Source organism: Comamonas halotolerans (assembly GCF_030162935.1).
Taxonomy (GTDB): domain Bacteria; phylum Pseudomonadota; class Gammaproteobacteria; order Burkholderiales; family Burkholderiaceae_C; genus Comamonas; species Comamonas halotolerans.
In genome coordinates this window covers 255,222-272,826 of sequence record NZ_JASAUZ010000012.1, presented here as the reverse complement: position 1 = coordinate 272,826, position 17,605 = coordinate 255,222, and the positions used below count along the sequence as shown (strand labels likewise).

Genomic DNA, 17,605 nt, shown 5'->3' with positions numbered 1-17,605 from the left:
AAGGACCATAGGACAATAAAAAGGGCTTCCTTGGAAGCCCTTTTCCTTTTGTGGGGTGCCGAAGCGGCTTACTTGCCTACCTTCAGACGGCCTCCCTTGCCCAGGCCGCCCTTGACTTCTTGGGCCTTGTAGTTGCGCAAAGACACCACCATCTTGTTGTACGCATCCATGAAGGCTGCCACTGTGGCCTTGCCTTCCGGTGTGCGGGAGAAACCGCCAAGACCGGCTGCAGCACTGCCGCCCAGGCCCCCCAGAGCCGCACCGTAGTTGGTGGCTGTGGCATTGCCTTCCGAGATGGATAGCTGGACTCCCGAGCGGATGTCAAACATGGTCATGGTGACCACCGACTGCTTGCTTTGCAAGTTGCCAGCCAGAGCACCTGCTACACCGCCAAACAAGCCGCCCAGGCCGGCAGCCAGGCCGCCAACAGCTTCGTTGTTGATGATGATGGCAGGCTCCAGGTAGTAGTCCGCAGCAACACGTTGGCCTTTCTGCTGACGAGAACCTGCGCGGAACTCACCCGAATTGCGTTGCTTGTCAGTGATGGCGCTGATGCGGCTGTCGGTACGGTTGTTACCAATGGATGTGATCACAAAGCAGTTGGACTGCTGTACGGCCAAGCGAATCAGAGGCTCAATATTGGTCACTTGTGTTGCTTGACCAAAGCTGGCAAACCATTCTTTACCACGACCATCATCCACGGCAATCGTGCCCAGAGGGGCGTCGCAGCGCTCCAGTGAGTCGTTGGCATCAACACTGGTTGCTCCGCCTGCTGCCCCCGTGGCTGCTGTGCCCGAGTTGCCTGTGGAGACCAAGCCGCCGCCAGGTGTTACGCATGCGGTCAGCATCAGAGCAGACGCGGCGGAGATCAGAGTCAAAGTCTTCATGGACATGGATGAGGTTCACTTTCGTTGAAATATAAAACGGGAGCAGCAAATGCTGCCGTGATCAGTGCAAATACCAGCTGGAGCCTCTCCAGTGCCAGTAATAGGGAGCAGAGGTATACCAATATCCCCACGATTTACGGTCCGCTTCACGAACTTGGTACGCGGCATGTTCATCTTTTTTGGCCGCTTGTGCCTGAGGGAGCAGGCGTGCTGCTTCCTTGTGACCTTTGGCGGCTGCACGAGTCAGCCAGGCCTCGGCTTCTGCCGGGTCGGAGCCCATTTCTTCAAATCCCATCAGATATAGGCGGCCCAGGGCAAACTGGGCGTCGACCAAACCCTGGTCACCAGCTTTGCGCATCCACTCGATGCCTTGGTGGCTGTCGCGGTCAACACCATCGCCGCGCAGAAAGCGCAGGGCGAGGTCGTATGCAGCCTTGGGATTTTTCTCTCCCAGTTGCTCCAGCGCTTGCAGGCGGCGCTCTGCCTCAGGATCTGAAGCTGCCTCCTTGAAGGTGACAGTGTCACGGTGCTGGTCTACGCAGCTGTTGCCGGTACAAACACGCACAGTTTCTGAGCGTGATAGCTGATCAGCAGGAGTCTGTGCACAGCCTGCGATAACCAGTGCTGCAAATGAAATCCATCCCAAGTTCTTGAAATGCATAAATTTCTCCGCCCATTCTTTTGGATGGTGAGATTCTTGTTGTTTTTTTGGGTTTGCGCACACTTAGTTTCGTTTTGATACTTTTTGGAGAATTTTGCCTGTTCTTTGCAAAAAGACATAGCCAATCTACCCAGAGGCATGTTCGCTGTTCAGGCAACTTGGTGAGCGTTGCTTTGGTGCAATATGGCGACATGCGTGTTTTGAACTATTGGATGTGGCCGATTCCAGCCTTGTTGGTTTGGGGGGCTGCATGGGCTTGCTTCCTGATGGGCCAGATCTGGCTGCCCGGCTGGGGGGCGTTGGCATTGGCTTCACTGCTCAGCCTGATTGCGAGTTTGTGGGGGCAGACTTGGTGGCGGCGTGCCATGCTGGCGCTGGGTTTTCCGCTGTCGTGGATGGTGCTGGCTGCGGGCACATTCTCTGCCTGGTGGTGGCTGCTTCCTCTGTGCGTCTTGCTGCTGCTATATCCACTTAATGCATGGCGTGACGCTCCAGTTTTTCCTACTCCCGCAGGTGCCTTGGATGGCTTGTCAGACCACATACATTTACCGGAAGGCGCTTGCGTGCTGGATGCCGGTTGTGGTGCGGGTGATGGGTTGAAAGCCTTGCATGGTGCGTGGCCGCATGCCAAGGTATATGGCGTGGAATGGAGCTGGCCGTTGCGTTGGCTCAGTGCTGTACGTTGTCCATGGGCTACTGTGCGTCGCAGTGATTTGTGGCAGAGCGATTGGGATAGCTTTGATTTGGTATATCTTTTTCAGCGCCCAGAAAGCATGTCGCGCGCGGCGGTCAAATCGCTCGGAGAAATGCGTCCGGGCACATGGTTGGTGAGCTTGAGTTTCCCCGTTCCGGATGCAAGCCCAACCTATGTCGTACAGCTTGAGGATGGCCGCGAGGTGTATGCCTATCAAGCCCCTTTGGCTGCCGTGGACCATGACAGCGTGCACGCTGATGAAGTGGCGGGCATGCTGCCGCTGCGACCCCAGGGCATCGTGGTGCACGGGCAAAGCCTGTATCCCGCCAAGCCACGCCCTGGCGGGCGGCGCACCGGGCGTTAAGTGGTGGTGGACGCATTGTGTTGCTGCCCCAGAAATGTGGCCGCTGTCATTCCTACGGTGCGACGCACCAAGGCACTAAATGCACTGGGCGTATAGCCCAGTTCTGCGGCGATATACGCAATCGGTAGACGGCGTGCAGCCATGGTGACGGCTTTGGCCAGCACGACTTGTTGGCGCCATTGAGTGAAGGTGCAGCCCAGCTCCTGGCGGAACAGGCGCGCAACAGTACGCAGGCTGGCACCTGTGTCGAGTGCCCACTGCTCCAGTGTTTCGTGGCGTGTCGGGTCTTGCAGGACAGCCTCGCACAGATGCTTGAGGCGCTTGTCCTGCGGCAGCCTCACGCCCAGTTGAATGACTGGCGCATGTCGGATCTCATGGCTGACCAGGGCGCTCAGGTGGACTTCACGCTCTAGCTGTTCGGTGGACAGGGGAGGAGCATGATCGCTGCTCGCATCCATCTCCACCACCAAGGCACGCAGCAGCGCCGAGGCCTCCATCACGCGGCATTCCTGCCACGCGGCATCATCCATCCAGCGAGCTTGTGGCCCACCTCCATGGGCTTCGGGTAAAAAGTACACGGTGTACAGGCGGGCGGTTTCCACCATGGTGGTCGCGTGTGGAATGCCTGGAGGGACCCAGACCGCACGATGAGGCGGAATGATGTAGGTCGCGTCTGCCAAAGACAGTTTGACCACTCCACCTGTAGAGAGCACCAACTGTGCCCACACATGGGTGTGGGGCATGATCAATGTGTCCTTGTCCAGCTCGCGCATTTTGGAGCGCACCGGGCGCTGCGCATGGGGGCGGTACAGGTGTGGGTCGAGCAGAGGGATTTGTGCCAAGGTACGTGCATTGCGGTGCGGATTGGTGCCTGCAGCAGCAACAGGCAAGGCGTCAATCTTGTTCATGGCAGTGTTTGGCAGGTATGCGATAGTTTTTGACCGACTATCGCATACCTGCCGGTACGCTGCTGCCTAAGATGCGACACATGAATGCTTCCGTGATTGCTCCTGAGCGCCGCGATGCGCGCACCATTGGCTTGGTGGGTCTGGCCCACGGCTCTTCGCACTTTTTCCACCTGCTGCTGCCACCGCTGTTTCCGTGGCTGATTGCCGACTTCGGCTATAGCTATGCACAGCTGGGTGTGATGGTGTCGCTGTTCTTCATCGTCTCAGGTGTGGGGCAGATGTTGTCGGGCTTTATCGTGGACAAGGTTGGTGCGCAGCGGGTGATGTGGGCAGCCCTGGCCAGCTTTGTGGTGGCGGGATTGATTGCCAGCGCTGCCCAAAACTACAGCATGTTGCTGGCCGCATCCTTCTTTGCCGGATTGGGTAATGCGCCGTTTCACCCGGTGGATTTCACCATTTTGAACAAGCGTGTCACACCCAAAAATATTGGTCATGCGTTTTCTGTGCACGGCATCTCCGGCAACATCGGCTGGGCTTCTGCGCCCGTGTTCATGGCGGGTATCACCACGTGGAGCGGCTCATGGCGGCTGGCATGTTTATGCGGTGCCATATTTGCGGCCGTGGTGCTGCTGATCATGGTGCTCAATCGGCGCTGGCTGGATGATCGTGCGTTTGATGCGCAAGAGCAGGTGCAGGCAAAAAGCACCAGCTCCACGACGGCCAGCGGAGCGGGCACGTTTGACTATCTCAAGCTGCCTGCGGTGTGGCTGTGCTTTTCATTCTTTTTCTGGAGCACGGTCGGCTTGAGTGCAATCCAGAACTTCTCCAGTTCTGCCCTGCACCAGATTTATGAGTTGCCCCTGAGTACCACGGCGCTGGTGGTCACAGGCTTTATGTTGTGCGGTGCCGTGGGCATGATTGGCGGTGGTTTTCTTGCCGCCCGTGTGCAGCGTTTGGAGAAAACCATTGCCATCTTTTTGCTGTTGGCCGCAGCTTGTCTGGCATTGGTGGCGACAGGGTGGCTGCCGGGAATGGTGGCGCTGGTGGTGGCATCGATTGCGGGCTTTGGCCATGGTCTGGCAGGCCCTTCGCGTGACATGCTGATCAAGCGCGCAACACCTGCTGGAAACACAGGACGCGTGTACGGAACCGTGTATTCAGGTCTGGACACAGGTTTTGCTGTGGCTGCGCCGATGTTTGGCTGGATGATGGATCATCAAATGCCTAACGCAGTGTTTTTTGGTGCGGCGATTGCGCTGGCCATCAGCGTCCTGTCTGCAGGTGCTGTAGGGGTGAGCGTGCACAAAAAACGGGTTGCATCGCAAGTGACTGCATGAGCCTGACATCAAGAAAAAAGGGCGCGAAGGATGGCATGCTCAGAGCGTAAAAATCTTGCCCGGGTTGAGAATGTTCAGCGGGTCCAGTGCCTGCTTGATGGCACGCATCATGACAATCGCACCCTCTCCGCATTCCTCGCGCAAAAAATCCTGTTTGTGAATGCCGATGCCGTGCTCGCCAGTACAGGTGCCTTCCATGGAAATGGCCCGTCGCACCAACGCATGGTTCAAGGCTTCGGCACGGGCGCGTTCGTCGGCATTGTCCGGATCGATCAGATAGCCAAAGTGGAAGTTGCCGTCACCCACGTGGCCTACCAGAAAGTAAGGAATGCCGCTGGCGTTCACCTCATTGATCGATTCGAGCAGGCAGTCTGCCAGACGGCTGATGGGCACGCAGGTATCGGTGGTGATGGAGCGGCAGCCTGGGCGGCTTTGAATGCCTGCAAAGTAGGCGTTATGGCGTGCGGTAAACAGCCGGGTGCGTTCTTCGGGAGTGTCGGCCCACTCAAAGTCCTTGCCACCGAATTCGCCTGCAATGTCCTGCACAGTTTCGGCTTGCTCTTTGACTCCGTTGGGGCTGCCGTGGAACTCCATCAGCAGCATGGGTTCTTCGCGCAAAGTGAGATTGCTGTGCTTGTTGACCATGGCAACGGTGGCGGCATCCACCAGTTCCACACGGGCAATCGGCACTCCCATCTGGATGGTCTGAATCACGGTATGCACAGCATCGGCAATGCTGGGGAAAGAGCAGATGGCGGCACTCACGGCTTCAGGCAAGGGGTACAGGCGCAGTGTGATTTCGGTGAAGATGCCCAGTGTGCCTTCGCTGCCCACCATCAAACGTGTCAGGTCATAGCCCGCCGCGCTTTTTTTCGCACGGTTGCCGGTGCGAATGATCTCACCGCTGGCGGTGACCACTTCCAGCGCCAGCACGTTTTCGCGCATGGTGCCATAGCGCACGGCATTGGTACCGCTGGCTCGGGTGGCGGTCATGCCACCAATCGAGGCGTCCGCTCCGGGGTCGATGGGGAAGAACAACCCCTGGTCTTTGATGGCGTCGTTGAGTTGCTTGCGCAAAATGCCAGGCTGCACGGTGACGGTCATGTCTTCGGCATTGACGCGCAGCACCTGGTTCATTCGGCTCACATCCAGGCTGATGCCGCCTTGCACGGCCAGCAAATGGCCTTCCAGTGATGAGCCTGCTCCGTAGGGAATGACGGGTACCTGGAACTGTGCTGCCAGCTTGACGCAGTCGGCCACATCTTGGGTGCTCTGTGCGTAAACCACGGCAGCAGGTGGGTCTGCCTGGATGGAGCCCTCATCACGGCCATGCTGCTCACGCACAGCTTGTGCGGTGGAGCATTGGGCACCAAAACGAGTGTTGAGGGCTTGCAGAAATTCGGGGGCAATTGCGCGAACTTGCAACTGCGTGGAAGCGGTGGGGGCGTTCATGATCTACTCCAAGGGAGGTCAAAAGAATACCACCGAGCCGCAAGGCACAGCACCCGCAAAAGAGGGCTGCTGCGCTCGTCAAGTGGCTGCGCCGGATGCAGGCCATGGCGTCATCTATTTCGGTGCTTTGGCCCCTAGCAAGAACTCTTCCAGTGACAGCAGACCATTGCCGTCACGATCCCACTCGGAAAACTGCTCTGCCACTGCGGGCAGGTTTTGCGCTTCCTCTGGCGAGAGCTGACCATCCCGATTCAGATCGCTGCGCATAAAGGCTTCAGAAGGCGTGATGGGGGTGCTGACCGGTGCAGCGGGGACTGCTGGAGTCACGGTTCCAGTGCTGGTTTGTGGATTGTTATTTTGCGCCAAAACTGCCGTTGTGCCGCCCAGTGTCAGGCAGGTGAACAGCACCACGCTGCGCAAGTCAAAGGCATGGATGTTGTGGCGTTGATTTGGCATCTTTGTGCTCCTTGTGTGTTCGACAGAGTTGCATTGCAACGAAAGTGCGCGCTGATGTCCATGCTTTTTGCCTGCTGTTTCCTGTGCCAACATTCGCCAGCAACTTGTAACGCACAATGCCGTTTTGCACGCGTGTCTGCGTGCGCAACCAGGAGTTTTTATGGGCAATCGCCTCACACAAATCGCCACCCGTACCGGAGACGACGGAACCACGGGTCTGGGCGATAACACGCGCGTCTCCAAGAACAGTGCACGTCCACACGCCATGGGTGATGTGGATGAGCTGAACTCGCACATCGGCTTGCTGTTGTGCGAGGACTTGCCTTCCGATGTGCGTGAGGTGCTGGTGGATGTGCAGCATCAGTTGTTCAACCTGGGTGGTGAAATTTCGGTGCCTGGCTATGAAATGCTCAAAGACGATGCGCTGCTGCGTCTGGATGAAGCCCTGGCCCACTACAACGCGCAACTGCCGCGCCTGCTGGAGTTCATCTTGCCCGCTGGCACACGCGCGGCCTCGCAGGCACATATCTGCCGTACCGTGGCACGCCGTGCGGAACGCAATGTGGTGGCCCTGCAAGAGGTGGAATCCATGCGTGCTGCACCGCGTCAGTATCTGAACCGCCTGTCTGATCTGATGTTTGTGCTGGCCCGCGTGCTTAATCGCGTGGATGGCGGTGATGACGTCTATTGGAAGAGTGACCGCCTGGCCAAGCTGCAGGCCGAAGAATAAACAGCTTGTTGGCGCGTATGCATTGCGGCAATCTTCAGGCATGGCGCTGGCATTCGCAGCCCCTCGCGCAAGGTCTGCGTGAAAGGGTGGACATGTGGCTGCACACGATAAGGTTGGGGAATGCGTTTACGGCACATTGAAGTGTTTCATGCGGTGATGCAGACGGGCAGCGTCAGCGCCGCTGCGCGGCTGACCAATGTGACGCAGCCTGCGGTCAGTCGCACTTTGCAACATGCGGAGCTACAGCTGGGTTTTGCGCTGTTTGAGCGCGTGCGCGGGCGGCTGGTGCCGACCAACGAGGCAATGGCGCTGATGCCCCTGGTGGAGCGCTTGTACGAGCAGCTGGACGAAGTGCAGCGTCTGGCCAGCAACTTGCGCCAGGGGCAAGCCAGTGACCGGCTGCGCGTGTTGACGGTGTTCGCGCTCAGTCGCGAAGTACTGCCCCATGCGGTTGCGAGCTTTCGGCAAAGTTATCCGCAGATTCAGGTCCAGGTGCAAGCCTTGCACACTCCCCAGCTGGTATCTGCGCTGCTATTACAGGAGGCGGATATCGGCTTCGCCATCAGTGCAGTGGGTCAGCCAGGGATGGAGCATGAGAAGCTGGCCGATGTAGCCATGTATTGCGTGTTGCCCAAAGGCCTGCTGGCGCCTTCGCGCATCAATCCGCAGGGCATGACCCTGGAGGATCTGGCGGGTCTGCCCTTGGTGGGCCTGGATACCAAAGATCCTTTGGGAATGCGCATCAGCCAGGCGTGTCGCGAGTATGGTGTGGGCCTGTCTCCGGTCGTGACAGTGCAGACCTACCATGCAGCGCTGTCCATGGCCGAGCATGGACTCGGCGCAGCGATTGTGGATGGCTACACGGCGTCAGCGGCGGATTTGCGCAAGGTGCATGTGTTGCCATTGTTGCCGCGCATTGCAGTGGGAGTCTATGCCTTGCATCTGGCCCAGCGCCCGAGTTCAGTGCTGGCGCGGGCCATGACCCAGGAGATGCGCAAAGCACTGCGCACCATCTTGCGCACTTGAAGAATGCGGGCCTCAACCCTTGCCCATTTGCTGGAGCAAACGCTGCGCCGAGCCAAAGGCCAGAGTCAGTCCCAATGCACCATGGCCGGTTTGCAGCCACAGGTTGTCGGGGCCACCGCGCTGGCGGCCAGTGATTGGCAGTCCTGTGGGCGTGGCCGGGCGCATGCCCGTCCAGGGCTGTATGTCGGAGTTGGCTTGCAACTGCGGAAAGACCTCGCGCGTGGACTGTTGCAGGCTGGCAATGCGATCCATGTGCAGAGTGGTGTCGTTCCCTACGATTTCCACCATGCCGGCGACACGCAGCCGATTTCCAATGCGTGCAAACACGACCTTGCGTGTGGTGTCAGTGACGCTGACGCGGGGCGTCGCAGCTGTCTGCCCTGTGGCATCCAGCGTGATGCTGTAGCCCTTGAGGGGGTACACGGGTATGTGCACGCCAATGTGGCGTGCTTGGGCCGCACTTTCCCAACCGCTGGCCAGCACAAAGTGCTCGGCATGCACGCGGCCTTGGGAGGTCTTCAGCGACTGTATGCGTCCACCTTGCACATCAAAGGATTGCACACTGGTGGCAAAGCGCATCTCGGCGCCCCGAGCCTGCAAAAGTTCAGCCAGCTGCAGGCACAGGCTGCGGCAGTCGGCCACGCTTTCGCTGGCGGTGTAAACCGCTCCTGCCATGTGTGGGGCATAGCTGGCCAAGGCGGGTTCAATGCGCACCATTTCTGCAGCATCAACAATGCGTTGGGGGGCGCCACCCAGACGGGCCTGTAGCTCCATCTGCTGCACCGCGGCATCCAGCGCGGCCGGTGTTGGGTACAGCACCAGCTTGCCGGGCGTATCGTGGTCACATGCCAGTTTTTCCTTGGCTTGCATCTGCTCAAAAGCCACACGGCTTTCTGCTGCCAAAGTCAGCAGTGCACGGGTGCTGGACTGCGAGGTGCTGGCGTTGCAGGCTTGTAGAAATCGCATCCCCCACAGCCATTGGGCGGGATCTGCCCTCAACCGAAAGCGCAAAGGCGAGTCTTGGGCCAGGAGCAAAGACGGCAATGTTTTCCAGATGCCTGGATCTGCCAGCGGCTGTACATAGGCAAAACTCAGTTGCGCACCATTGCCGCCACTGGCCCCCAAAGCGGGCTCAGGGTGCCGCTCCACGATGGTGACTTGATGTCCTGCTTGCTGCAGCACATAGGCTGTTGCCAAACCGGTGATGCCGGCCCCCACTACACACACATGCATTTGCTGTTCTTCCTTGCGGGAACTGTACGGCGGGGCTCAGCAGTCAACGCATGGCATTTGCAGTGCAGGGTATGTGCAGATGTTATGGATGGCGGTTGGCAGTGATGAAAAAGACGTTGAAAAGCAACCTCCAGATCGGTGGAAACCCTTTGGAATCCATAAAGCAAAGACATGGGTGGTAGGCCAAACAGCATCGTTGCGAAGCTCCAATCGTTTCTACACTGGCTCTCACATAAACACTCCAATGTGAGGAGACAACCATGAAATACCGTCGTAGCTTGATTTGTGTTGGCATGGCGATGGCTTGCATGTCCAGTGCCTATGCAGATACCCTGGCCAAGGTGGCAGAGCGCAATCAGATCACCCTGGCTTATCGCGAGTCCTCCATCCCCTTCAGCTACCTGGACGGCGGCAAACCTACGGGCATGGCGGTGGAAATCAGCAATGCCATTGCAGAGGCTGTCAAAAGAGCTACGGGTAAACCGGATCTGAAAGTGCACTTGCAGGCGGTGACTTCACAGAATCGGATTCCTCTGCTGGTCAACGGAACGATCGATCTGGAGTGCGGTTCCACGACGAACAACACCACAAGAGCCAAGGATGTGGACTTCGCTATCAACCACTTCTATACAGGCACCCGACTGCTGGTGAAGAAGTCATCGGGCATTAAAAATTACAGCGACCTCAAGGGCAAGACGGTTGCGGTGACCAGTGGGACCACCAATTTGCAAGTGCTGCGCAAAGCCAACGCGGACAACCAATGGGGCTTTGATGTGGTGATGCCGAAGGACCATGCGGATGCTTTCCTCTTGGTCGAAAACGACCGTGCAGCGGCATTTGGCATGGATGACATCCTGCTTTATGGGTTGATCGCCAATGCCAAGAGCCCGGATGCCTATGAAGTGGTGGCGGATTCACTGCAGGTGGAGCCCTATGCGTGCATGCTGCGCAAGGATGATCCCCAATTCAAAGCCCTGGTCAATGGTGTGATTGGCGATTTGATGAAGTCCGGCAAGTTCGCCGAGCTGTATGACAAGTGGTTCATGAAACCCATTCCTCCTGCCAACACTGCATTGGGCCTTCCAATGAGCACTGCGCTCAAGCAGAACCTGACAGACTTGAGCGACAAGCCTGCATTCTGAGCAGTTTTGAGCGATGGGACCTGGGATGCACAGCGTTGGAATTCTGGGAGGCATGGGCCCCGCTGCTGGAGCAGATTTTGTGCGGCTGTTTGTACAGGCTTGCACCAGCTATCTGAGCAGTCATGGGCGGCAGGTACATGACCAGGCATTCCCAGAGCACTGGCTGGTACAAATGCCCATTCCAGACCGTACCCAAGCCCTGCTCAACGACCCGCAAGGGCCCACAGGCCCTATTGCGTACATGCAGCAGGGCTTGGGCCGCCTGGCGGCACTGGGGGTGCAAAGCGTGGCGCTGGCCTGCAATACGGCCCATGTCTGGCATGCGCAGCTGCAGCAGCAATTTCCACAGTTGCAACTGCTGCACATTGCTGATGAAACAGCACGTCATTTACAGCAAAAAGGAGCACAGCAAGCGATTGTGCTGGCCACGGAGGGAACGTATCGCTCCGGCCTATATGAGCAGGCCCTGCGTAACTGCGGCATAGAGCCGCTGGTGCCGGATGCCCAAGATGTCAAGCGGCTGATGCAGGGGATTTACCAGGGCGTGAAGTGCGCGGATATGGCCCTGGCGACACAGTGTTTCAACGAGGTGCTGCTTCACTTGCGTGCCCGCCATGGCGATGTGCCCGTCATCATGGGTTGTACTGAAATTCCTTTGGCGCTGCCCCAGGCCAGCAGTGCGCAAGGGGTCATGTTGATAGATCCCGCCTGGATCCTCGCACAAGCGCTTGCGCTCCAAGCATATGAAGGCAGGGGGCACACGCTTTGATAACTTGGGGCAAATAGACAAAAGCGCAGTGCGCAATCAGTCTTTGGGCGCAAGAATGGCCATGGTGATGCGTGAGACGCAAGTCAGCTTGCCGTTGTCGTCGACCATGTCGATCTGCCAGACCTGTGTGGTTTTTCCAATGTGCACCGGGCGAGCCGTGCCAGTCACCCAGCCGCTGCGTGCAGAGCGCAGGTGGTTGGCATTGATGTCCAGCCCCACAGCCAGATGTCCTTCGGGTGCGGCATGGTAGGCCCCGATAGAGCCCAGCGTTTCCGCCAGCACCACGCTGACTCCGCCATGCAAAAGGCCAAAAGGTTGCTTGGTGCGATGGTCCACGGGTACGCGCCCCACCAGATAATCAACGCCCACCTCTGTGATTTCGATGCCCAGATGCACCACGGCAGTGTTCACATTGCGTGCGTTGATGCCATCCAAAGTTGCGGGTTTCAGCCAGATCGACATGTACGTGTTCTCCAAAACAACAGGTGTGCATCATGCCGCGCCGAGGGCATGCCCGCTGTTGATTGCGTGACAGCGGAATAAGCCTCCGCCTGGCGATGGCGATTCATGAACGGACGGGGGCAACGCGACATACAGAGCGACAAAGCAGAGCGACTTGCTAGGGGCTTGTTGCTGGATACGCCATGGGGCGCTTGCGCAGCGCACAATATGCGGTTTGTCTGCGCCTGCCTGAGGAAGCTACCTTGTCCCCCGCCCAAACCATTTTGCAAGATGTCTTTGGCTACGAAGCCTTTCGTGGGCCGCAGCAAGCCATCGTGGAACATGTGGTGGCAGGAGGTGATGCCCTGGTACTCATGCCCACCGGTGGAGGCAAAAGCCTGTGCTACCAGATTCCGGCCATTGTGCGGCAGCAGCAAGGCCATGGTGTGGCGCTGGTGGTCTCACCGCTGATCGCCCTGATGCACGATCAGGTAGGGGCTTTGCATGAGGCCGGTGTCAAGGCCGCTTTCCTGAACTCTTCACTGGACTGGCAGCAGGCCCAGGATGTGGAATGGCAGATGCAATGCGGGCAGCTGACGCTGCTGTATGTGGCGCCGGAGCGGCTGGTCACTCCGCGCTTTCTCGGGCTGCTTGATGACTTGTATGCGCAGGGGCAGATTGGCCTTTTTGCGATTGATGAAGCGCACTGCGTGAGCCAGTGGGGGCATGACTTTCGTCCTGAATACCACGCGCTCAGCGTGCTGCATGAGCGTTATGCCGGCGTGCCACGCATTGCGCTCACGGCCACAGCCGATGGTCTGACACGTGCAGACATTGTGGAGCGCCTGCATCTCGAGCAGGCGCAGCAGTTTGTCAGCAGCTTTGACCGTCCCAACATCCGCTACACCATCGTCGAGAAAAAAGACGTCACCAGCCAGCTGGTACGGCTGATAAAGAACGACCATGACGGCGAGGCGGGTGTGGTGTACTGCCAGTCTCGTCGGCGTGTGGAAGAGTTGGCGCAAACGCTGCAAGACAATGGCATCCATGCTTTGCCTTATCACGCAGGTCTGCCCGGCGATTTGCGCCAGCAACACCAGAACCGATTTCTGCGAGAAGATGGCATTGTGATGGTGGCGACCATCGCATTTGGCATGGGAATCGACAAGCCAGATGTGCGTTTTGTCGCGCACGTGGACATGCCTAAAAACATTGAAGGCTACTACCAGGAAACCGGTCGCGCAGGGCGCGATGGCCTGCCTGCTCACGCATGGATGGCCTATGGCATCTCCGACGTGGTGAACCAGCGTCGCATGATTGACGAAGGCAATGCCGAAGAGGAATTCAAGGCGGTGTTGCGTGGCAAGCTTGATGCGCTGCTGACGCTGGCCGAAGCTACGGATTGCCGTCGTGTGCGGCTGCTGCAGTACTTCGGGGAGCACTCACAGCCTTGCGGCAACTGTGACAACTGCCTGCATCCTCCGGCCATCTGGGATGGCACTGATGCAGCGCGCAAGCTGCTGTCCACTATTTTTCGTGTGCACGAGATGAGCCAGCTCACCTTTGGGGCGGGCCACATCATGGATGTGCTACGCGGAAAAGTGACCGACAAGGTCAAGCAGTATTTGCACGACAAGATCTCCACTTTTGGCATTGGCAAAGAGTATTCCGAGCAACAGTTGCGTGGTGTGATGCGTCAGTTGCTGGCAACCGGGGCTTTGGGCCTGCACAAGGTAACCAGTGAGAACAGCGGTCATGTCTTTGACACGCTCACGCTGACCGCGCAATCACGTGCTGTGCTGCGCGGAGATGTGCCGGTGCTGCTGCGCGAATCGGTAGCTGCCAACCGGGCCCGGGCAAGCAAGCGCACCGGTCCCACGAGTGCGGCGGCCATCAACTTGGGTCCCGATGCGCAAGTGCGTTTTATCAATCTCAAGGCATGGCGTACGGAGGTGGCCAAGGCACATGATTTGCCCGCGTATGTCATCTTCAACGATGCCACCTTGGTGGGCATCGCCGAGCGCAACCCGAAAACACTGACGGATTTGCAGGGCATCAGCGGGATTGGTACGAAAAAACTGGAAGCGTATGGCGCAGAAGTGCTACGCGTGGTGGCACTGAGCAGCTAGGGCTGATCCGCTTGGTTTAGTTGCGTATTCGTCCTAGACTGGAGTCTCTGCAGGGAGGTGGCGCCATGCATATCTGGGATACGCACGAAATCCATAACCAGGTCGATGAGTTGCAGGACTATGCGCTTCTGGGGGATGACCCCGCCCTGCATGCAGCCTTGCTGCGCAACGGTGCCCAAACATGGTTGCCGCAGTTGCAGGCATATGGTCGGCAGCTGGGCCAAGGCATCACCTGGAAGCTAGCAGACCAAGCCAATGCACATGGCCCCGTACTCCAGCGTTTTGATGCGCGAGGGCGCTTGTGTGAGGATCTGATCTTTCATCCCGCCTGGCATGCATTGATGGCCCTATACCGCCAGCAAGGCTTGGTCAGCATGCCTTTTGACAGCGCACTGCCTGGCCGCTGGAGCGCCTGGGCAGCAGGTTTTTATCTGCACAGCCAAGTTGAGCAGGGAACGATGTGCCCGGCCACCATGACCACAGCCGCCATTCCGCTGTTGCGCAAAGAACCCGCTTTGTGGGCACAGCTGGAGGCAGGTTTGTTCAGTCGTCGTTACGACGAAAGAGACCTGCCAGCTGACCGTAAAGTCTCTTTGTGGATAGGCATGGGTATGACGGAAAAGCAGGGGGGCTCTGATGTGCGGGCCAACACCACCCGTGCGCGTCCAGCAGGCGACGGTGGACGCGGTGGTGAATACCTGTTGCGTGGTCACAAGTGGTTTTATTCAGCCCCGACCAGCGATGCACATCTGGTGGTGGCGCAGGTTGATCCTGATGGGGGGCCCGCATGCTTTTGGGTACCTCGCTGGCGGCCCGACGGCACACGCAACGCCATTCGTATCCAGCGTCTCAAAGACAAGCTGGGCAACCGTAGCAATGCCAGCAGCGAGGTGGAATTCCAGGATGCCTATGGCGTGCTGATGGGGGATGCGGGGCGAGGCATTCCAACCATCATCGAAATGGCCACCATGACACGCCTCAATTGCGTGCTGGGCAGCAGTGCGATCTTGCGCACAGCTACCGTGCAGGCACTGGCGTATGCGCGCAAGCGTAAGGCCTTTGGCAAAGTGCTGGTGGCGCACCCGCTGATGCGCAGTGTGTTGGTGGATCTGGCGCTGGAAAGCGAGGCTGCTTTGACACTTTCCATGCGGCTGGCGCAGGCTTTTGAGCTGGAGGAGCAGCCGTTGCACAGGGCCTGGAAACGCATACTCACGCCTGCTGCCAAGTTCTGGGTGTGCAAACGCACGGTTGCATTGACTGCCGAGGCCATGGAAGTCATGGGTGGCAATGGCTATGTGGAAACCAGCGTGATGGCGCGGCTGCTGCGCGAGGCTCCGGTGAACTCCATCTGGGAGGGATCAGGCAACATCATGTGTCTGGATGTGTTGCGGGCTATGGCGCGCGATCCCGAAACCGCATCGTTGCTGCTGCAAGACTTGGCGCAACAGGCGGGAGAAGATGCCGCGCTGAAAAGAACTTTGCAGCATCTTGTGCAGGCTTTGCAATTACCTGCCGCACAACAAGAGGCACAAGCCCGCCAATGGGTGCAGCAGCTGGTGTTGTTGGCACAGGCCTGTTTGCTGCGCAGCCATGCGCCACAGGCTGTGGCAGAGGCCTTTGTCCAGTCGCGATTAGGTCTTGGGGCTGCGGGATGGGTTGCGGGCGCCATTGATATCCACAACATGGATGTGGATGCGATCTTGCAAAGAGCGTTGCCTGTTTGAAATACATTTTTCGTCACAAGCGTTGTTGCTACATAGAAGCAGGCGTGAAGCATGGCTGCAGCCATGGTCTGACAACGCCTTTGCGGGCCGGTTTGAAAAGATTTTTGCAAAATTCTTGTCTGCAAAACCAGCGCATTCAGCGCAGAATGCGCAGACCATGCTGAGTTACTCCGATATCCAAGCCGCCTCCGTACGCCTGAATGACCAGGTGTTGCGTACCCCTTGTGTGGCATCCCAAACGCTCTCGCACATTGTGGGTGCGCAGGTATTTTTGAAGTTCGAAAACCTGCAGTTCACGGCATCGTTCAAAGAGCGCGGTGCTTGCAATCGTCTGCAACTGCTGTCTGCGCAAGAAAAAGCCCGTGGCGTTGTGGCCATGAGTGCGGGCAACCATGCCCAAGGCGTGGCCTACCACGCGCAGCGCATGGGCATCCGTGCGGTAATTGTCATGCCTCGCTTCACTCCGGGTGTGAAGGTGGAGCGCACGCGGGGGTTTGGTGCCGAAGTCGTGCTGCACGGCGATACGCTGGAAGCCGCTCGCCTTCATGCTTACCAGCTGGCTGAAGAGCAGCACCTGACTTTTGTACACCCTTTTGATGACGAAGGCGTGGCAGCAGGCCAGGGTACGCTGGCTATGGAAATGCTGGAGGATCAGCCAGATCTGGAGACCCTGGTGGTTGCAGTCGGAGGTGGAGGCCTGATTGCAGGCATCGCCACGGCAGCCAAGGCGATCAAGCCAGAGATTCAGGTCGTCGGCGTGCAGACAAAGCGCTTCCCGTCCATGCTCAATGCCGTACAAGGTACGGATTTGCCCATTGGCGCATCCACGATTGCTGAAGGCATTGCCGTAGCGACCGCGGGCGCCATCACGCGTGAAGTGGTGCGTGCCCATGTGGACGAACTGCTGCTGGTCGATGAGGGCGACATCGAGCAAGCGGTACTCATGCTGCTGGAGATTGAGAAAACCCTGGTCGAGGGTGCTGGCGCAGCAGGTCTGGCAGCGCTGATTCGGCACAAAGATAAATTCCAGGGCAAAAAGGTGGGGCTGGTGCTGTCCGGCGGCAATATTGATCCGCTGCTGCTGGCTGCCATCATTGAGCGCGGCATGGCGCGCTCTGGCCGTCTTGCGCGCATTCGCGTGAGCGCACGCGATGTACCGGGCGTGCTGGCCAAGATCACGGCCACAGTGGCCGAGGCCGGGGCCAATATTGAAGAGGTGCACCACCAGCGCGCCTTCACCATGCTGGCTGCGCAGAATGTGGAAATCGATCTGGTGCTGCAAACACGCAATACACAGCATATTGAGGATGTGCTGCAGGCTTTGCGAGCAGCGGGCATGGAGGCGGTGCGCGTCTGAAAACGTCTCTCAGAACGTGAGTACGTTCTCAGGGTTAGCCTGTGGTTGCGTTGGTGATAGGCTGCCTAGAATGACAGTTACCCGGCTGCAGTGTTGTATGCCGCAGCTTTCTTGGAACGTTTTGCTGTGAGGAGGTCCTGTTGATGAATCAATCCCACGATCCTGCTGTCCCGCAGCCACCTCAGGATGCTGTCGAAGCAGTGGTGCCCGTGATCCCAGTGGTTTTGCCTCTGGTTGGGGCGGCCATGATGTTTTTGCTGGCCTTTATTGCAGTCACCATGGCCTAAAGCGAGTG

General features: G+C 58.3%; 17 protein-coding genes. 10 read left to right on the top strand and 7 right to left on the bottom strand.

Annotated elements, in window-relative coordinates:
* Positions 1 to 68: 68 nt before the first annotated feature.
* Together QEP11_RS08545 and QEP11_RS08540 are read right to left on the bottom strand one after the other, a co-directional pair.
* On the bottom strand, positions 69 to 893 hold the full coding sequence (locus QEP11_RS08545) for a hypothetical protein (protein WP_284336213.1): 825 nt from the start codon (positions 891 to 893) through the stop codon (positions 69 to 71).
* A 55-nt stretch (positions 894 to 948) separates the two neighbouring features.
* Positions 949 to 1,548 carry a tetratricopeptide repeat protein gene (locus QEP11_RS08540; RefSeq protein ID WP_284336212.1) on the bottom strand — a complete coding sequence of 200 codons (600 nt, stop codon included), beginning with the start codon at positions 1,546 to 1,548 and terminating at the stop codon, positions 949 to 951.
* A gap of 161 nt (positions 1,549 to 1,709) precedes the next feature.
* Between QEP11_RS08540 and QEP11_RS08535 the strand changes: the two genes are divergently transcribed.
* Complete coding sequence (locus QEP11_RS08535; RefSeq protein ID WP_349816762.1) at positions 1,710 to 2,606, top strand: class I SAM-dependent methyltransferase; 897 nt, start codon at positions 1,710 to 1,712, stop codon at positions 2,604 to 2,606.
* On the opposite strand, the gene QEP11_RS08530 is transcribed toward QEP11_RS08535, so the two are convergent.
* Positions 2,603 to 3,514, bottom strand: coding sequence for an AraC family transcriptional regulator (locus tag QEP11_RS08530; protein WP_284336211.1), 912 nt, complete (start codon positions 3,512 to 3,514; stop codon positions 2,603 to 2,605). The two genes, QEP11_RS08535 and QEP11_RS08530, sit on opposite strands and share 4 nt — an antisense overlap.
* Before the next feature lie 71 nt (positions 3,515 to 3,585).
* Between QEP11_RS08530 and QEP11_RS08525 the strand changes: the two genes are divergently transcribed.
* Positions 3,586 to 4,851 carry an MFS transporter gene (locus tag QEP11_RS08525; RefSeq protein WP_284336210.1) on the top strand — a complete coding sequence of 422 codons (1,266 nt, stop codon included), beginning with the start codon at positions 3,586 to 3,588 and terminating at the stop codon, positions 4,849 to 4,851.
* Positions 4,852 to 4,890: 39 nt separating this feature from the next.
* Here the strand turns inward: QEP11_RS08525 and QEP11_RS08520 are convergent, their stop codons facing one another.
* Entirely contained in the window at positions 4,891 to 6,303 is a 1,413-nt protein-coding gene (locus QEP11_RS08520; protein WP_284336209.1) for an FAD-binding oxidoreductase, read from the bottom strand.
* Between the two features lie 114 nt (positions 6,304 to 6,417).
* The gene (locus QEP11_RS08515) at positions 6,418 to 6,759 is read right to left on the bottom strand and encodes an EF-hand domain-containing protein (RefSeq protein WP_284336208.1); all 342 of its coding nucleotides are present in this window, start codon (positions 6,757 to 6,759) and stop codon (positions 6,418 to 6,420) included.
* Positions 6,760 to 6,919: 160 nt separating this feature from the next.
* Between QEP11_RS08515 and QEP11_RS08510 the strand changes: the two genes are divergently transcribed.
* Positions 6,920 to 7,489: a cob(I)yrinic acid a,c-diamide adenosyltransferase gene (locus QEP11_RS08510; RefSeq protein ID WP_284336207.1), complete on the top strand. Its 570-nt coding sequence runs from the start codon at positions 6,920 to 6,922 to the stop codon at positions 7,487 to 7,489.
* Between the two features lie 120 nt (positions 7,490 to 7,609).
* Positions 7,610 to 8,515: a LysR substrate-binding domain-containing protein gene (locus QEP11_RS08505; protein ID WP_284336206.1), complete on the top strand. Its 906-nt coding sequence runs from the start codon at positions 7,610 to 7,612 to the stop codon at positions 8,513 to 8,515.
* A gap of 12 nt (positions 8,516 to 8,527) precedes the next feature.
* On the opposite strand, the gene QEP11_RS08500 is transcribed toward QEP11_RS08505, so the two are convergent.
* Positions 8,528 to 9,748, bottom strand: a complete 1,221-nt coding sequence (locus QEP11_RS08500) for a D-amino acid dehydrogenase (protein ID WP_413788699.1) — start codon at positions 9,746 to 9,748, stop codon at positions 8,528 to 8,530.
* Between the two features lie 260 nt (positions 9,749 to 10,008).
* Here QEP11_RS08500 and QEP11_RS08495 point away from each other — a divergent pair, with 260 nt between their 5' ends.
* Positions 10,009 to 10,890, top strand: coding sequence for an amino acid ABC transporter substrate-binding protein (locus tag QEP11_RS08495; RefSeq protein ID WP_284336205.1), 882 nt, complete (start codon positions 10,009 to 10,011; stop codon positions 10,888 to 10,890).
* 25 nt (positions 10,891 to 10,915) lie between these two features.
* Complete coding sequence (locus QEP11_RS08490; RefSeq protein WP_284336204.1) at positions 10,916 to 11,659, top strand: aspartate/glutamate racemase family protein; 744 nt, start codon at positions 10,916 to 10,918, stop codon at positions 11,657 to 11,659.
* Between the two features lie 36 nt (positions 11,660 to 11,695).
* Here the strand turns inward: QEP11_RS08490 and QEP11_RS08485 are convergent, their stop codons facing one another.
* Positions 11,696 to 12,121 (bottom strand): hotdog fold thioesterase, encoded by a 426-nt coding sequence (locus tag QEP11_RS08485; RefSeq protein ID WP_284336203.1) that lies wholly within the window; start codon positions 12,119 to 12,121, stop codon positions 11,696 to 11,698.
* Positions 12,122 to 12,363: 242 nt separating this feature from the next.
* Here QEP11_RS08485 and recQ point away from each other — a divergent pair, with 242 nt between their 5' ends.
* From recQ to QEP11_RS08465, 4 genes are all read left to right on the top strand, one after another.
* A complete protein-coding gene (gene recQ / locus QEP11_RS08480; protein WP_284336202.1) occupies positions 12,364 to 14,229 on the top strand; it encodes a DNA helicase RecQ in 1,866 nt (621 codons plus the stop codon).
* Positions 14,230 to 14,294: 65 nt separating this feature from the next.
* The gene (locus tag QEP11_RS08475) at positions 14,295 to 15,953 is read left to right on the top strand and encodes an acyl-CoA dehydrogenase family protein (RefSeq protein ID WP_284336201.1); all 1,659 of its coding nucleotides are present in this window, start codon (positions 14,295 to 14,297) and stop codon (positions 15,951 to 15,953) included.
* The gene (locus QEP11_RS08470) at positions 15,916 to 17,310 is read left to right on the top strand and encodes a threonine ammonia-lyase (protein ID WP_349816761.1); all 1,395 of its coding nucleotides are present in this window, start codon (positions 15,916 to 15,918) and stop codon (positions 17,308 to 17,310) included. Before QEP11_RS08475 ends, QEP11_RS08470 begins: the two co-directional genes overlap by 38 nt.
* 143 nt (positions 17,311 to 17,453) lie before the next feature.
* Entirely contained in the window at positions 17,454 to 17,597 is a 144-nt protein-coding gene (locus tag QEP11_RS08465) for a hypothetical protein (protein WP_284336199.1), read from the top strand.
* The last annotated feature ends 8 nt before the right edge of the window (positions 17,598 to 17,605 follow it).

What these genes read in the sequence shown, in the direction of transcription:
- QEP11_RS08545 (WP_284336213.1), bottom strand. Translation starts at nt 893, where the DNA reads ATGTCCATGAAGACTTTGACTCTGATCTCCGCCGCGTCTGCTCTGATG.
- QEP11_RS08540 (WP_284336212.1), bottom strand. Translation starts at nt 1,548, where the DNA reads ATGCATTTCAAGAACTTGGGATGGATTTCATTTGCAGCACTGGTTATC.
- QEP11_RS08530 (WP_284336211.1), bottom strand. Translation starts at nt 3,514, where the DNA reads ATGAACAAGATTGACGCCTTGCCTGTTGCTGCTGCAGGCACCAATCCG.
- QEP11_RS08525 (WP_284336210.1), top strand. Translation starts at nt 3,586, where the DNA reads ATGCGACACATGAATGCTTCCGTGATTGCTCCTGAGCGCCGCGATGCG.
- QEP11_RS08520 (WP_284336209.1), bottom strand. Translation starts at nt 6,303, where the DNA reads ATGAACGCCCCCACCGCTTCCACGCAGTTGCAAGTTCGCGCAATTGCC.
- QEP11_RS08515 (WP_284336208.1), bottom strand. Translation starts at nt 6,759, where the DNA reads ATGCCAAATCAACGCCACAACATCCATGCCTTTGACTTGCGCAGCGTG.
- QEP11_RS08510 (WP_284336207.1), top strand. Translation starts at nt 6,920, where the DNA reads ATGGGCAATCGCCTCACACAAATCGCCACCCGTACCGGAGACGACGGA.
- QEP11_RS08505 (WP_284336206.1), top strand. Translation starts at nt 7,610, where the DNA reads ATGCGTTTACGGCACATTGAAGTGTTTCATGCGGTGATGCAGACGGGC.
- QEP11_RS08500 (WP_413788699.1), bottom strand. Translation starts at nt 9,748, where the DNA reads ATGCATGTGTGTGTAGTGGGGGCCGGCATCACCGGTTTGGCAACAGCC.
- QEP11_RS08495 (WP_284336205.1), top strand. Translation starts at nt 10,009, where the DNA reads ATGAAATACCGTCGTAGCTTGATTTGTGTTGGCATGGCGATGGCTTGC.
- QEP11_RS08490 (WP_284336204.1), top strand. Translation starts at nt 10,916, where the DNA reads ATGCACAGCGTTGGAATTCTGGGAGGCATGGGCCCCGCTGCTGGAGCA.
- QEP11_RS08485 (WP_284336203.1), bottom strand. Translation starts at nt 12,121, where the DNA reads ATGTCGATCTGGCTGAAACCCGCAACTTTGGATGGCATCAACGCACGC.
- QEP11_RS08475 (WP_284336201.1), top strand. Translation starts at nt 14,295, where the DNA reads ATGCATATCTGGGATACGCACGAAATCCATAACCAGGTCGATGAGTTG.
- QEP11_RS08470 (WP_349816761.1), top strand. Translation starts at nt 15,916, where the DNA reads ATGTGGATGCGATCTTGCAAAGAGCGTTGCCTGTTTGAAATACATTTT.
- QEP11_RS08465 (WP_284336199.1), top strand. Translation starts at nt 17,454, where the DNA reads ATGAATCAATCCCACGATCCTGCTGTCCCGCAGCCACCTCAGGATGCT.